General features: G+C 70.4%; 13 protein-coding genes. 6 read left to right on the top strand and 7 right to left on the bottom strand.

Features of this window, described 5'->3' with window-relative positions:
- Positions 1–213: 213 nt before the first annotated feature.
- Both AB0B45_RS50830 and AB0B45_RS50835 read left to right on the top strand, forming a co-directional pair.
- Entirely contained in the window at positions 214–1,146 is a 933-nt protein-coding gene (locus AB0B45_RS50830; RefSeq protein WP_358146173.1) for a helix-turn-helix domain-containing protein, read from the top strand.
- Between the two features lie 251 nt (positions 1,147–1,397).
- On the top strand, positions 1,398–1,931 hold the full coding sequence (locus tag AB0B45_RS50835; RefSeq protein ID WP_358146174.1) for a hypothetical protein: 534 nt from the start codon (positions 1,398–1,400) through the stop codon (positions 1,929–1,931).
- Positions 1,932–2,069: 138 nt separating this feature from the next.
- Here the strand turns inward: AB0B45_RS50835 and AB0B45_RS50840 are convergent, their stop codons facing one another.
- From AB0B45_RS50840 to AB0B45_RS50870, 7 genes are all read right to left on the bottom strand, one after another.
- Complete coding sequence (locus tag AB0B45_RS50840) at positions 2,070–3,230, bottom strand: alcohol dehydrogenase catalytic domain-containing protein (RefSeq protein ID WP_358146175.1); 1,161 nt, start codon at positions 3,228–3,230, stop codon at positions 2,070–2,072.
- Positions 3,231–3,351: 121 nt separating this feature from the next.
- Positions 3,352–4,311 (bottom strand): DMT family transporter, encoded by a 960-nt coding sequence (locus AB0B45_RS50845; RefSeq protein ID WP_358146176.1) that lies wholly within the window; start codon positions 4,309–4,311, stop codon positions 3,352–3,354.
- Between the two features lie 119 nt (positions 4,312–4,430).
- Complete coding sequence (locus AB0B45_RS50850; RefSeq protein ID WP_358146177.1) at positions 4,431–5,042, bottom strand: glycerol-3-phosphate responsive antiterminator; 612 nt, start codon at positions 5,040–5,042, stop codon at positions 4,431–4,433.
- A 16-nt stretch (positions 5,043–5,058) separates the two neighbouring features.
- Positions 5,059–6,621, bottom strand: coding sequence for an FAD-binding oxidoreductase (locus AB0B45_RS50855; RefSeq protein ID WP_358146178.1), 1,563 nt, complete (start codon positions 6,619–6,621; stop codon positions 5,059–5,061).
- Positions 6,618–8,291, bottom strand: a complete 1,674-nt coding sequence (locus AB0B45_RS50860) for a glycerol-3-phosphate dehydrogenase/oxidase (RefSeq protein ID WP_358146179.1) — start codon at positions 8,289–8,291, stop codon at positions 6,618–6,620. Before AB0B45_RS50860 ends, AB0B45_RS50855 begins: the two co-directional genes overlap by 4 nt.
- Positions 8,288–9,868: an FGGY family carbohydrate kinase gene (locus tag AB0B45_RS50865; protein ID WP_358146182.1), complete on the bottom strand. Its 1,581-nt coding sequence runs from the start codon at positions 9,866–9,868 to the stop codon at positions 8,288–8,290. Before AB0B45_RS50865 ends, AB0B45_RS50860 begins: the two co-directional genes overlap by 4 nt.
- A gap of 39 nt (positions 9,869–9,907) precedes the next feature.
- Complete coding sequence (locus AB0B45_RS50870; RefSeq protein WP_358146184.1) at positions 9,908–11,344, bottom strand: MFS transporter; 1,437 nt, start codon at positions 11,342–11,344, stop codon at positions 9,908–9,910.
- A gap of 195 nt (positions 11,345–11,539) precedes the next feature.
- Here AB0B45_RS50870 and AB0B45_RS50875 point away from each other — a divergent pair, with 195 nt between their 5' ends.
- The 4 genes from AB0B45_RS50875 (at position 11,540) to AB0B45_RS50890 (ending at position 13,674) form a co-directional block, all read left to right on the top strand.
- Positions 11,540–11,833: a putative quinol monooxygenase gene (locus AB0B45_RS50875; protein WP_358146186.1), complete on the top strand. Its 294-nt coding sequence runs from the start codon at positions 11,540–11,542 to the stop codon at positions 11,831–11,833.
- Positions 11,834–12,060: 227 nt separating this feature from the next.
- Positions 12,061–12,303, top strand: a complete 243-nt coding sequence (locus AB0B45_RS50880) for a hypothetical protein (RefSeq protein WP_358146188.1) — start codon at positions 12,061–12,063, stop codon at positions 12,301–12,303.
- A gap of 257 nt (positions 12,304–12,560) precedes the next feature.
- A complete protein-coding gene (locus AB0B45_RS50885) occupies positions 12,561–12,941 on the top strand; it encodes a hypothetical protein (protein ID WP_358146190.1) in 381 nt (126 codons plus the stop codon).
- Between the two features lie 361 nt (positions 12,942–13,302).
- On the top strand, positions 13,303–13,674 hold the full coding sequence (locus AB0B45_RS50890) for an STAS domain-containing protein (RefSeq protein WP_358146192.1): 372 nt from the start codon (positions 13,303–13,305) through the stop codon (positions 13,672–13,674).
- Positions 13,675–13,870 lie beyond the last annotated feature (196 nt).

Here is a 13,870-nt window from a genome sequence, read left to right on the forward strand (position 1 = left end):
CTGTGGGCCTTGCTGCGCGACAACCGAGTCTTCTCCCCGGTCCCACCGCAGCAGGTCACGGCTGCTGCCGCTTGACATGGTCATTGAGATTCCTTTCGGTGGTTTCGTCGGGCGCGGACCTCCCCAGCCGAGCCCGGCGCCCGACCACCAGCCTGCTCCGCGGCGGCACCCGCCACGAGTAGCAGGAATGCCTCTATGCGTAAGAATGCTGCCATGCATCGAGTCATGGCCCTGGCGCTGCCGGACGTGGTGGCGTTCGATCTGGCGATCCCGGCCGAGGTCTTCGGAGATCGGGACCACTACGCGTTCGCCGTCTGTACCGAGTCCCCTGGACGGGTGCCCTCGACCTCCGGTTGGGACATCCACGTCCCTCTGGGGCTGGACGCCCTGGCCACGGCCGACACCGTCGTCGTACCGGGTTACGCGCCGTTGGATGAGCCGACGCAGGCGGTGCTCGAGGCGTTGCGCGCCGCCGCCGCGCGTGGTGCGCGGGTCGTCTCGGTGTGCACCGGAGCTTTCGCGCTGGCCGCCGCCGGCTTGCTGGACGACCGCAGAGCGACCACGCACTGGATGGACGCGGCCGACCTGGCCGCCCGCTATCCGGCCGTCGACGTCGATCCCGACCTGCTGTACGTCGACAGCGGGAACGTGCTGACCAGTGCCGGTTTCGCCGCGGGCATCGATCTCTGCCTGCATCTGGTGCGCACCGACTACGGCCCGCAGGCCGCGGTTCGGGCAGCGCGGCGCCTGGTCGTCGCGCCCCACCGCGACGGGGGCCAGGCCCAGTTCCTGGAGCGTCCGGTGCCGGCCACCGGCGCCGGCATGGCCGCGGTCTGCGCGTGGGCGCTGGACCGGCTGGCCGAGCCGTTGACCGTCGCCGACCTCGCTCGCCAGGCGGGGTTCGCGCCGCGCACCTTCGCCCGGCGCTTCGTCGCCGAGACGGGTACCACCCCGCTGCGCTGGCTCGCCGCGCAACGCCTCCTCGAGGCGCGGCGGCTGCTGGAGAACAGCGATCTGACCGTCGACGAGGTGGCCCGGCGCTGCGGGCTCGGTACCGCGGCGAACCTACGGCTGCACATGTCCCGCGACGCGGCCACCACGCCGACGGCATACCGCCGCACCTACCGTGGACGGCCGAGCACGTGACCGGGAGTTCGTCCGTTGCGGGCGGGTGGTGAGCCGGGCCACGCGCTTGGCAGCATCCTGACGCTTCTGGGCATTATTGCCACTCGCGCCGGCGCGGTCTCCCACGGCAGGCTCGTGGCTCGGCCCCGGGCCGGGCACCCGCGACACTCTGGGGTCTCCCTCGCGGTCGACGCTGTTCACACTCCTGGTGCGAAGCCCAGCGGCCGTCAGCCAGATCCCTCCATGGACGTTCACCCAGACAGGAGCACATGATGAGCGTCACCTCGTTCTCCTCGGCGGTCCTGAGATCGGCCGCCCCACGAACGGTCCTCGTGACCACAGCGGGCCTCACCGCGCTTCTTCTTTCCACGTCGGCGGCCACAGCCTCGGCGGATCACTCCGCGGCCATGGCGTACGGCTGCAGCGGCGACCTGGTGGGCACCTGGCCGGTGCCGATGAAGGACCTGCTCACCGGCGGGACCTACTACCGGAGCGACATCAAGCTGTTCTACAACTCCCGCACGGGGTGGAACTGCGCGGTCCTGGTGAAGCGCCCCGGTAAGCCGCGCTACGGCGTCAGGACGCCGATGGCCATCGAGATGTACAACGGCACGTGGGCGGACGACAACCTGAAGAAGAGAAATTACGATCAGGACAGCGGAAGATTCAAATACCACGCGGGCCCGGTCAGGGTGTACGGCAAGTACATGTGCGTCGGCATCGTCGCCCGGCACGACGACAGTGAGGGTCCCGACAACGGGGAGTACAACGGCTATCGCAAGGTGGACGGCGTCGCCTGCCGCTGACCTCCACCATCCACCCCGGCCTCCTGCGAGCCCGTACCCGGGTGAGTGATCCTGCCGACCGGCCCTCGAAGACCACCTTGTGAGCGCCATGACGCACCGCCGTCGCCGCTCTGGCCGGATGAGACGCGCCAGGCGCGGTCACTCCCTCACACCGCGGTCGGCCTCCACCCCCCGGGCAGACGAGGAGTCGTTCTCGCCGAACACGATGACCTGCCGAACGGCCTTCCCATCGGCGAGCTCGTCCATCGCCTCGTTCACGGCAGACAGCCCGATCCTCGCCGACACCAGCGCCTCGACCGGCAGCCTGCCTTCGCGCCACATCTGGGCGAAGACGGGGATGTCACGGGCGGGAACCGCTGAACCGAGATAGCTGCCGATGATGCTTCGTCCCTCCGCCACGAGCCCGAGCGGCGAGATCGACGATCGGGCGTCAGGCGCTGGAAGCCCCACGGTGACGGTGCGGCCACCGGGGGCGGTCGCGGCGACCGCGCTCTCGAAAGCGCGAGCGTTCCCTGCCGCTTCGATGACGATCGGCGCCTTGATCTTGAGCTCGGCGATCTCGGAGGGGCTGTAGGCCGCGTGGGCGCCCAGCTCCCGCGCGGTGTCGAGCTTGTCCGGAATGCCGTCGACGCCGATGACCGTGACGCCGTCCAGGGCAAGGGCGGTGATCAGCGCGGCCATGCCGACACCGCCGAGCCCGACGACCATCACCGTCTGGCCGGCGGTGGGTTCGCCGACGTTGATGACCGCGCCGCCGCCGGTGAGTACGGCGCAGCCGAGAACCGCGGCGACCTCGGGAGGGACATCGTCGCCCACAGGGACGACCGAGTGCCGGTCCACGACCGCGTGGGTGGCGAAGGCCGAGACCCCGAGATGGTGCAGGACAGTGGTGTCATCGCGGTGCAGGCGAATGCCGCCGGTCAGCAACGTTCCCTCGTTGTTGGTCGCGCTGCCCCGGACACAGGGCATCACGCCGTCGGTGGCGCAGCCCTCGCACGCGCCGCAGCGGGGCAGGAAGGTCATGACGACCCGCCGGCCGACGGCGATGTCATCGACGCCGACGCCGACCTGCTCCACCACGCCGGCCGCCTCGTGTCCCAGGAGCATGGGCACGGGGCGCACCCTGTTTCCATCGACGACCGACAGATCAGAGTGGCACACCCCGGCCGCCTCGACCCTGATGAGGAGCTCGCCTGGGCCGGGCGGGTCCAGCTCGAGCTCGCAGATCGACAGCGGACGGGACTCGGCGTACGGGCGTGCCCGGCCGATCTCCTCGAGGACGGCTCCGCGGATTCTCATCACATCACCTCTCCAGACGCTTCCAAGTCTGTCTTCGTCAGGCGGGTACCGGTCGGCCGGGCGACTCCTGGCAGTGGCAGCCGCCCTCCGCACACGAGGCGGCGCCAGGCCGACCCCCCTCTCACATCGTGGCGGCCCGGTGATTGGCGAGCAGGACACCGGCGCCGCCGAGGACGAGCCCGGCGATGGCGAGCGGATGCAGCGACTGGCCGATCAGGAGCCAGGCCAGCACCGCCGTCACCGAGGGGGTCAGGAAGAACACCGTGCTCACCCTGCTGGCGGACGAGCGGAGCAGCATCTTGTTGAGCAGGATGAATGCCGCGATGGAGTTGACCAGCACCATCCAGGCCACCGACGCGCCGAACGCCGCCCAGTCCGACACCCGCGGGGTCTCGAACGCCACGCAGACCAGCCCGACCGCGGGGGCGCTGACGAGAAGCTGCAGCGCGGTTCCGGTCCGTACGTCCATGTCGGGGACGAACTGCTTCTGGTAGAGGGTGCCGGCGCTCAACCCGAGCAGCCCGACCAGGCACAGCACCACGCCCCAGACGGACAGGCTCACCCGGTCGGCCACCGCGAGGACGACACCGGCCGCGCCGAGGGCGAAGCCGAGCCCCTGCCGCCGGGTGACCGTCTCGCCGAGCAGGCGCATGGCCAGCACGATGACGACGGGGCTGAGCCCCTGGACGAGGGAGACGACCGCGGCGGGGAAGCCCATGCCGAGCGCGGTGTAGAAGCTGCCGAACTGCACGGCCTGGATCAGCAGACCGGTGACGGCGATGTGCGCCGCGGCCCGGCCGCGCGGCCAGGGCGCGCGGGTGATCAGGGCGTAGCCGGCGAGCAACACCCCGGCCAGGGCGAAGCGCGCGAACATCAGCAGCAGCGGGGGAGCGGCCGCGACCCCCGGGACGCCGGCGATGAAGGCGCTGCTCCAGAGCACGACGAACACGGCGGGCGCGACCGCCGTCAGCCGCGAGCCACCGCCTGCGCCGTTGGGCGGACCTTCGGCCGTGCCGCCGGGCGGCGCACCGGATGGCGACCCGGGTGGGAGTCCGGACAGGTCCGGGGTGACCGGCGTCAACGAGTCGTCCTTCCGTGAGACCCACGCGTGAGGACACACGCGGCGGCTGAGGGTTGGCTGACGCCTGACCCGCACGCGCGCCGAAGCGGGCAGCGGGTCAGGGGTACGCGGGAGGTGGTTCAGGAGGCGCGCAGGGCCGACCTGCGCAGCTCCCACAGAGCCCTGTCCGAGGTGCAGACCCCTGCGGCGCCGTGGCGGAGTGCCTCGGCCACGTCCTCCTCACCCTGGACGAACCCGGCGGCCAGGTACGGCACCCCGAGGTCCCTGGCCTGCTGCTCCACGTAGCGCAGCACGACCGCCGGCATGAGCTGGACCAGGTCAGGACGGGATCGGGCGATGGCCTGGAGGCTGCGGTGCAGGTTGGAACGATCGGTCACGAACACCTTCTGCATGGTCAGCAGATCGAGGCTGCCGGCCCGTTCGATGATCGCCGCTCGGGTGGAGCAGATCCCGATCGCCCCGATCCCCTTGAGGTAGGCCAGGGCGCCGGGGTCGTGGCCCAGACCGGGGGTCGAGTCCATGTTGACGAACACGATCTTGCCCGCGGCGAGGGTCCGCTGGACGGTCGCCTCCAGATCGCCGAGCGGGACCGAGGCGAGGATGCCGAGGGGAGCCGAGGTGGTGGTGAACCGGTCCGCCATCTCCACGCCGACCAGCGACGCCATCACGGGGTGTTCCGCGAGCGAGGCCAGCAGGCGCCGGTCCACGGGACGTTTCGGACGAGGGTTCACCGCTCCACCTTATGCGTTAGCGCTGCTCGGACAGGTCGGCCTGGAATCGGCTGGGCAGCCCCAGCTTCCCCGGGTTCATGATTCCCTCGGGGTCGAGGGCCTGCTTGACCGCCAGCAGGGTGCCGAAGCCGCTGCCCAGCGAGCGTTCGACGTACGGCGAGCGCAGCAGTCCGACGCCGTGGTGGTGGCTGATCGCGGCGCCGTGCCGGATGAGCACCTCGTTGGCGGCGTCCCAGGCGGCCCGGTACCACTCGCGGCGGTGAGCCCGTTCCACGTCGCCGCGCAGCGAGAAGTACAGGCAGGCGCCATCGGTGTAGGCGTGCGACTGGTGCGCGGAGGCGCGCAGCGTTCCGGGGACCGCCTCGATGGCCGCCACCACCTCGTCGTAGATCGTCGGCAGCGACGACCACGGCGCGGCGATCTCGCAGGTGTCGGCGACGAAGCCGGGGCCTTTGGCGAAGCCGTCGCCGGACTTGCCGACGAGCATCCGCTCGTCCAGCCAGCGCGCGAGGATCGCGTCGCCGTCGAGCCTCACCGCCGCCCGCTCCCCGCAGACCTTCTCGACCACCGCCATGGTCGCGTCCACCAGCGCGGGATCTCCCTCGTCGGCGATGAGCAGCAGGTTGGTGTCCCGCTCACCGAAGTGGGTGCCGCTCTCGTGGGCGTCGTACAGGCGCAGCACCGCCGGGGTGGCGCCCCGCTGGAGGATCTCCCTGCAGGCGTCGAGCCCCGCGGCGAACGTGTCGAAGCCGTACGCCAGCCCCACCGCGTAGTCGGGCAGCCGGTGGGTGCGCAGCCGCAGCCGGGTGATCACGCCGAGCGTGCCCTCGGAGCCGATGAACAGCTGGCGCAGGTCAGGGCCGACGGCGGCCCGCGGGTAGGTGCCGTAACTGGCGGTGCTCCCGTCGGGCAGCACCACGTCCAGCCCTGCGACCATGTCCTCGATCTTCCCGTACCGGGTGGACAGCTGGCCGGCCCCCCGGCAGGCCGCCCAGCCGCCGACCGTCGAGATGGCGAAGGCGGAGGGCCAGTGCCCGGTGGTGGCGCCGTGCGTCTCCTGCAACTCCTTCTCGAAGAGGTCGCCGAACATGCCGGCCTGCACCTCGACGATCATCGACTCGGCGTCGAAGGAGACGATCCGGTTGAGCCGGCAGACGTCCAGTACGACCCCGCCGAACATCGGCAGGGCGGCGCCGAGGACGTTGCTGCGGCCGGCCGAGACCGTCAGGGGGATGCCGTGCGCGTGGCAGAGCCTGACGACCGCGGCCACTTGCTCCTCGTCCGCCGCCTCGACGATCACGGCGTCGGGGGTGGCGGGGTGGCCGTCCGTCTCGCCGATGGACGTGCCCGCCCACCAGTCGCGGGTGCGCGCGATCACCTCGTCCCGCTCGGTGTGCACGGCGGCGGCGATCGCGCGCAGCTCGGCGACGACAGTGCCGGGAACCTCGACCACGTCGGTCTGCAGGCTGGCCGTCCCAGCGCCGGGCGGGCAGTCGGCGGCCCAGCGCGGCGGGGTGGGCGCGCCGACGACGTAGTCGCCCCGGTTGAACGGATGGGTGATGGTCTGCCTGCTGATCATGAAAGTGCCTCCATCAGTACGGTCTTCTCGAGGTCGATGCCGGACAGGTAGTCGTCGACCTGCCGGGCGACCTCGTCGTCGGACAGCCCGAGCTCTCTCTGGAGCAGCCGGCCGACCTCCGGGGCCGCCTTGACCGACAGGTCACGGGCGAACACCCGCATGCGGGTACGGCGTGACAGCACGTCGTCGACGGTCCGCGCCAGCTCGCACCTGGCCGCGTAGACCACCTCGGCCCGCAGGTGCGCGGTGCCCTCGACGATCGGCTCGGCCAGGAAGGGGTCCTCGCTGAGGAGGTCGGCGACGAAGCGCGCCTCGGTTCCGTACCGCTGTCCCAGGTGGGCGCCGAGCCCTCCGGTGGCCGAGGTGGCCTCGGCGTCGTAGCCTGCGCCTCCCAGCAGGGGCAGGCGTGCCGTACGGCATCGGGCCCTGCGGCCGAGCACCTTCAGGGCCGCGTCGACCACGAGCTCGCCCATGTGACGGCTGGTGGTGAGCTTTCCGCCGGTGACGGTGACGAGCCCGTGCGCGTCGGTCGAGATGCGATGGTCGCGGCTCATGTCGAGCGTGGCCCCCTCCTTGCCGCCGACCAGGGGGCGGAGCCCGGCGATCGAGCCGACCACGTCCTCGGGGGCCAGGCCGGCGTCGAAGGCTGTGTTGGCCCCGTCGAGGAGGTACTGCATCTCCTCCCTGGTGCACAGCACGTGATCCAGGGAGCCGTCGTAGTCGGTGTCGGTCGTCCCGACCACGACCACGTCCCCCCAGCGGGTGCAGGTCGCGCGGCGGGCCCGGCCGGGGATGGGCACGGTCACGGTGCCGTCGATGGGCAGGCGGGTCCACGGCACCACGATGTGCACCCCCTTGGCGGGACGGATCCGGGGCCGGTGGCCGGGATCCGACAGGGCGTCGAGCGTGTCCGACCAGACCCCGGTGGCGTTGATCACGACGCCCGCCCGCACCTCGATCTCCCTGCCGTCGACCTCGACGGTCGCGCCGCGCACCCTGCCGCCCTCGTGGACGAGGCCGCGGCAGGCGGCGCCGTTGAGCACGGTCGCCCCGAAGTGCGCCGCGGTACGCGCGATCGTCAGGGTCAGACGCGCGTCGTCGGTGCGGCTGTCGTAGTAGAGCAGTCCGCCCTTGAGCTGCTCGGCGCGCAGCCTCGGGGCGCGGGCGAGGACCTCGGGCACGCTGAGTCGCTGGTGCAGCCTGCCGATGCGCCACCCGCCCGCGAGGTCGTACGTCCACAGCAGGCCCTCGAAGGCTTTGGCGATGCGGGCGTCGAAGACGCCGTCCTGGGCGAGCACAGGGAAGACGAACGGCAGCCGCTGCACCAGGTGCGGCGCGTTGTGACGGAACCGCTGCCGCTCCAGCAGCGAGCGCCGCACCAGCGGCAGGTTGCCCTGCTCGATGTAGCGCAGACCGCCGTGCACCATCTTCGACGACTTGGACGACGTGCCCGACGCGAAGTCGTCCCGTTCGACGAGCGCCACGGTCAGGCCGCGCGTGACGGCGTCCAGCGCGGTGTAGCAGCCGGTGACGCCGCCGCCGACGACGAGCACGTCCACGGGCCGGGCGGCGAGCCGTTCGATCTGCTCCCTGCGGTCGAGTGCGAGCGCGGTACGGCGGATGGCGCTCTTCGTCTCTGACCTCGCCTTGCGTTCGGGAAGCCGGATCACGACGTTGATTCCTCCTGTGCGTCGGGTTCGGGACCGCGGGAGCCCGATCCTGGTGGCCGGGCACCGGGCCCGGCGGTGATGAGGTGGCGAGCCAGCAGGTCGCGCCACGCGGCGCGGGCCTTCAGGCGCTCGGCCTCGGGAAGGGTGGGGTCGAAGACGGGGGCCGCCTGGAGCCCGGCGACGGCCGCGGAGACGCTCGGCCACAGCCCGGCCCTCACGCCGCCGAGGTAGGCGGTGCCGCGGAGGCTGGCGGTCTCGTGGCCGCGGGCACGCCGTACCGGCCGGCCGATCACATCCGCCTGGGCGGACATCAGCACGTCGCTGCCGGCCAGCCCGCCACCGCAGAACAGGTCGGTGACCGGCCTGCCCATGACCTCCTCCACGCCTTCCAGCAGGTCGCACACCGAGTGCGCGAAGCCGTTGAGGATGCCGCGGGCCAGCTCCGCCCGGGTCGTGGACAGGCTGAGCCCGGTGAGGATCCCCGTGGCCTCCGGCGACCAGACCGGTGTCCGCAGTCCCGCCAGCGCGGGCAGGAACATCACCCGGGTCGGCCCTGTGTGCTCGCGAGCGAGTTCGGCCAGCTGGACCGGCGAATCGAACAGCCCGATCTCCTCGCACAGCCACCGCATCGCCGACCCGGTCGTCGAGGCGTAGCCCTCCAGGCTGAACACGGGCGTGCCCCGCGACCGCCAGCCGACGAGAGTGAGCACCCCCGGAACCTGGCGGCGGTGGACGGGCGGCCGGTCTCCCGCGACGGCGTCGAGGAACGTGCCGGTCCCGTGGACGGTCGTGGCCTGGCCCGGCCGGTGAGCACCGAGCGCGATCATCGCCGCGTGCTGGTCGCCCATGACGGACAGGATGGGCAGCCGCACGCCGAGAACGGACGGGTCGGTGGCGCCGAAGTCGCCGTCGTCGTCGACGATCTGCGGCAGCACGTCGCGCGGGCAGCCGAGGAACTCGACCCACGGCTCGTGCCAGTCGCCCGTCCGCAGATCGTAGGCGCCAGCGGCCACGGCGTTCGTGGCCGACATGACATGGCGCGCACCCCCGGTGAGCTTCCACACCAGCCAGGTGTCGACCGAGCCGAAGGCCAGCCGCCCCTCGCCGTGGGCCCGGCGGGCGGCCGCGTTACCGGCGGCCTCCTCCGCGGCCCACAGCAGTGGCGCTCGGGAGCCGACCGGCCGGCCAGTGTGCTCGACCAGGCGCGCGTCCCACTCCGGCTCCCACTCCCGCAGGCGGGCGGCGTACCGGCGGTCCTGCCACACCACGGCCTGGCTCAGCGGGGAGCCGGTCACCGTGTCCCACAGCAGCACCGTGGCGCGCTGGGTGGAGATCGACACCCCGGTGATCTCCACCCGGTGCGCGGCCGCCCAGTCCAGCGCCTCACGGCAGACCTTGACGGTGTTCGCCCAGATCTCCGTCGCGTCCTGCTCGACCCGCAGATGGTCGGGCGAGCGGACCGAAAGGGGCAGGTACGCGGGTGCTGCCGCGCCGCCGTCGTCGAGGACGACGGCGGCCCGGGTGCCCGTGGTGCCCTCATCGATGCTGAGTACGCCTCGGCGGCGTTCCCTTGTCATCCGCGAAGGTCCTTTCATCGTGTCCGAGCCGGACACCGTTCAGGCCGACACCGTCGCGCGCTGCGGGAGGCTGATCGCCTCTTCCTCCAGGTTCACCGCGACGCGGGTCGGGTCCCACTTGATCGCCATGCAGGTGAGCAGGCCCACCAGCGGCACCACTGACAGGACCATCAGGCTGCTGCCCACTCCGATACCCGCCTGAAGCTGCGGGAACAGGTACAGGCCCGCCACCGATCCGAGGCTGCCGAGCATGCCGGTCACGCCGGTGCCCAGCGTGCGGATGTCGCTGCGGTACGAAAGCGCCGCGATCGACTTGCCGTTGGGGCCAGGGCCGGCGGAGTGGAAGAAGATGAACAGCACCGGCAGCAGCGCGGCCAGCCCGATCGGCAGCTGCTTGAACGTCGCGCCCATGACCAGCAGGGCGACGAACACCATGGCGTAGCCGGCCATCGAACTGACCCGCAGTCCGAACCGGCGGCCCGCGTAGGCCGACAGGCAGCCGCCGACGATGCCGACCGCGTTGAAGGCCATGGAACCGAACGTCGCCTTCTCGAACTCCCTGCCGAACAGCTCAAGACTGATCACCGGCAGGTACCAGCCCACGGCGAAGTACTGCATGGCCTGGGTGAGGGAGATGACGGTCGACAGCACGGTCCTGGGCAGGTACGGCTTGCGGAACAGGACGCCCGCGTCCCCCAACCCGACCTGGCGGGGGAGGTCCTGCGCCGACCCGGTCTCCTGCGGCCCTTCCTGTACGGCGAAGCCGTACATCCTGCGCAGGTTCGCCGCCGACTCCCGCAGCCTGCCCTTGGCGGCCAGCCACGTGGGGCTCTCGACCAGGAAGACCAACTGCAGGACGAACAGGGCGAGCGCGAAGGCGGCCGACGAGCCGACGGACCAGCGCCAGATGTCGGCGCCGACGTCGAACTTGTAGAACAGCAGGGTGAGCAGGAGGTTGGTGGTCGTCGCGGTGTACCAGACGCCCTGCCAGAAGTTGAGCCTGCCCTTGAGAGAGGCCGGGGTGTACTCGGCGAGCAGCGCCATGGCCACCGCGAAGTCGATGCCGTAGGCGACGCCCACCAGCGCCCGCCCGGCGAAGACCGTCTGGAAGTCCGAGCCGGCCGCGGTCAGCACCGCGCCGATCGCGAAGATGACCTTCGTCATCAGCAGCGGCCTGACCCTGCCGATCCGCGCGGCGAGCCAGCCGCCGAAGGGATTGGAGATGATGGCGATCGCCGGAGCCATCGCGGTGAGCACGCCGACCTGCGTGGGTGACAGGTCCAGCTGCTTCACCATGGGGGACAGGCCGGCCCCCAGCGCCGCGTTGGAGTAGGCGTCAAGGAACAGGCCCGCCAGGGCGAGGAACCAGATCCAGTTCGCCCTGCCGTTCAGGCTCTTGAGGGTGTCGATGAGGTTGGCCGCGTCGCCCGCGTTGCCGATGACCGCTGTTCTCGTGCTAGCGGAGCTGTCGTTCATGCCAGCCGCCTTTCAGGGGGGTGAGTCCCTTGCCAGCGGTCCAAGAACGACAAAAAGCACAGACGAAGACCACTGACAGGGATGTCTTCGTCTGTGCCTGTCGGTTGACGGGACGTTATTCGCGTTCTGTCCGATTTGTCAAGCGTCGCGGGCTGGTTGTGAGGTGTCGCGACATGCGGCCTAAAGTCACCTGTCATGGCCTACGTCGTACAAGCTGTGTGGATCGCCCGCGACGGCGAGGAGAACGCCGTCGCCGACATCATCCGGCTCATCACCCCGCTGTCGCGCCAGGAACCGGGCAACCTCGGCTACCAGGCCCATGTCGCCGCCGACGACCCCCGACGGTTCATGATCTACGAGCGGTACGTCGACGCCGCCGCCTTCGAGGCGCACCGCGCCTCCGCCCACTTCCAGGAATACGTCGTCGGCGACTGCCTTGCCCGCCTCGCCTCCCGTGAGGTCGTCGCCTACGAGCCCCTCGACCCCTGACCCGCGTCGCTCCGAACGGTCACGACCCGGATCGGGACGGCCTGGGCGGCGAGCTGGAACGCATGTCCGTGGAGCGAGAACCTCGCATGGTCGCCAGGTTCGAGCGAACGCGTTGGGGGAGCACCGGCGTCATAGGCAGGCACGAGGCGCCTCCCGTTTCGCGGCATATTCGCTACAGGAAGGGGGTAGCCACGATTGCATGCATCGGAAAAGTGGGAGGACGGGCAATGGGTCTCGATGAAACCACTCGGCAGTTGCAGCTCGCCATGCACGACGCGCAGGTCGCGTTCGACTGCGTCGGGCTCGGCCACCTCGATCGGGCGCACACCCACGTGATCACCGCCAGGGCGGCCCTGGACGCCGCCGAGACCACTCTGCGGCATGCTCTGAGTGAGCTGTCGCCCAGCGAGGCCGCGCGCGAAGGGGCGCAGGTGATGGATGCGCTCGAAGGGCAGGAAGCCGGACGCTGAGAGCGCCCGCATCGGGACCTGCCTCACGTCGTCGACTCGGCGCGATGGGACGTGCGATCAGGGCACCCTCGAACACCATGTGCGCCGGCCCACCGTGGATGACCACACGCACACGGGTCCGGTCGAGGTGAAGGCCTCGACCGCCCGCCCAAAAGTGCTCGGAAGAGGTGTAGCCATTCGGGCCAATATTCAGACATTTGGCTCTGAGCAGGAAAAGTCCGGCTGCTTTCCGGCAGGGGCGGGGGTACAGGGTTGGTATGGAAAGCGAGAAGTCGGGTGAAGGCGGCCTGCTTCCCGAACTGTGCGACTGGTGCGGAGCGATAGTCACGGACGGGACGGAGACCTACGGCATGGTGCCGGACTCCTCTGTGGTCCATGTCAGCAACCCGATGTGCGATGGCCAGCGCCTTCTGACGGCCTGCGGGCGCGAGCACCTGGTCGCCCTGCAGGAGCAGTACCGCCGCCGGCCTTTCGTCGAAGAGGAGCTTTGGGCGGGGAAGATCTACAGAGCGGTGGAGTGCGACCCTGAGGGGCTCAGCGCCGAGAGCCTGACGGATGCCACTGGTTTGAGCCTGGAGCAGATCGAGCGATGCATGGCATGGCTGAAGGTCCAAGTCCGTCGCCTGCGCGAGGAATGACAGCTTTGTGACATGTCAACCCCCCGCGAGCAGCGCTCCTGTGTACAGGGGGAAGGTCGAGGTCGGCGGGAGCGGTAGGCGGCGCAACACGCGCTTCGGGAGAGACCGGCCGACGCAGCGGTGAAACGACCAACTGGTCCGAGGTCCGAGCCGGCGCATGCTTGGTCTCAGACGCGGCAAGGCTTAGGGTGAAAAATGAAAGGGATGTTCCGCCCTTTCACCCCTTCGCACCATTTGGGGATTGGGAACACCGCGATCTTCGTGCCGCCTTGACCCTGCGGTGCAAGGTGAGCGAGCCCGGCGTCGAGGACGGCGTCAGCCGCCGCGAATCTTCATGTGATGCCTGCCGAAAGTGGGCGACATGACCGACCTTGCCATCAGCACGGTTCACCATCCCGGCTTCAGCGTCCTGTTGCTGTCGGGCGAACTGGACGTTCTGTCGCGTCCAGACCTGGAGCAGCTTCTGGACCGCCTGCGCGAGGGCGGGCACCATCGCGTCATCGTCGACGTCGCCGCGCTGACGTTCTGCGACGCCGCCGGACTGCGGCTCATGCTCCTTAGCACGCGCCGCTTCTTCGGAGCCGGCGGCTGGTTCCGGCTGCGCGGGGTATGCCGTGGCGTCGAGCGGTTGAGCCAGATCCTGCGGCTGCAGACGCAGGTGGTGGCCGACGCGCCCTTCACCTACGTCCTGGCGTACGGGCGGGAAGGTACCGCGGTTGACCCGGCGGCGTGAAGACGTACGCCGGCAGCCCGCCCGCGTGCAGGTTGATGGAGCACACGTCATCCCGGTGTCCTTGATGGGCGGGATGGCGGTGGGTCTGTTCCCGGACTCTCAGCTTGTTCTTTATCGTCCAGATTGTTGTGCTGAGCGGCGGGTTGATCGTTTCGCGGACAGCAAGACGGCCTTGAGTGATCATGTGCGGTGTCGA

The sequence above is a fragment of the Nonomuraea sp. NPDC049152 genome, assembly GCF_040648355.1.
Taxonomy (GTDB): domain Bacteria; phylum Actinomycetota; class Actinomycetes; order Streptosporangiales; family Streptosporangiaceae; genus Nonomuraea.

Excerpts from the sequence above, each read along its gene's own strand:
- AB0B45_RS50830 (WP_358146173.1), top strand. The coding sequence starts at position 214 with ATGCATCGAGTCATGGCCCTGGCGCTGCCGGACGTGGTGGCGTTCGAT.
- AB0B45_RS50835 (WP_358146174.1), top strand. The coding sequence starts at position 1,398 with ATGAGCGTCACCTCGTTCTCCTCGGCGGTCCTGAGATCGGCCGCCCCA.
- AB0B45_RS50840 (WP_358146175.1), bottom strand. The coding sequence starts at position 3,230 with ATGAGAATCCGCGGAGCCGTCCTCGAGGAGATCGGCCGGGCACGCCCG.
- AB0B45_RS50855 (WP_358146178.1), bottom strand. The coding sequence starts at position 6,621 with ATGATCAGCAGGCAGACCATCACCCATCCGTTCAACCGGGGCGACTAC.
- AB0B45_RS50865 (WP_358146182.1), bottom strand. The coding sequence starts at position 9,868 with ATGACAAGGGAACGCCGCCGAGGCGTACTCAGCATCGATGAGGGCACC.
- AB0B45_RS50870 (WP_358146184.1), bottom strand. The coding sequence starts at position 11,344 with ATGAACGACAGCTCCGCTAGCACGAGAACAGCGGTCATCGGCAACGCG.
- AB0B45_RS50875 (WP_358146186.1), top strand. The coding sequence starts at position 11,540 with ATGGCCTACGTCGTACAAGCTGTGTGGATCGCCCGCGACGGCGAGGAG.
- AB0B45_RS50880 (WP_358146188.1), top strand. The coding sequence starts at position 12,061 with ATGGGTCTCGATGAAACCACTCGGCAGTTGCAGCTCGCCATGCACGAC.
- AB0B45_RS50885 (WP_358146190.1), top strand. The coding sequence starts at position 12,561 with ATGGAAAGCGAGAAGTCGGGTGAAGGCGGCCTGCTTCCCGAACTGTGC.
- AB0B45_RS50890 (WP_358146192.1), top strand. The coding sequence starts at position 13,303 with ATGACCGACCTTGCCATCAGCACGGTTCACCATCCCGGCTTCAGCGTC.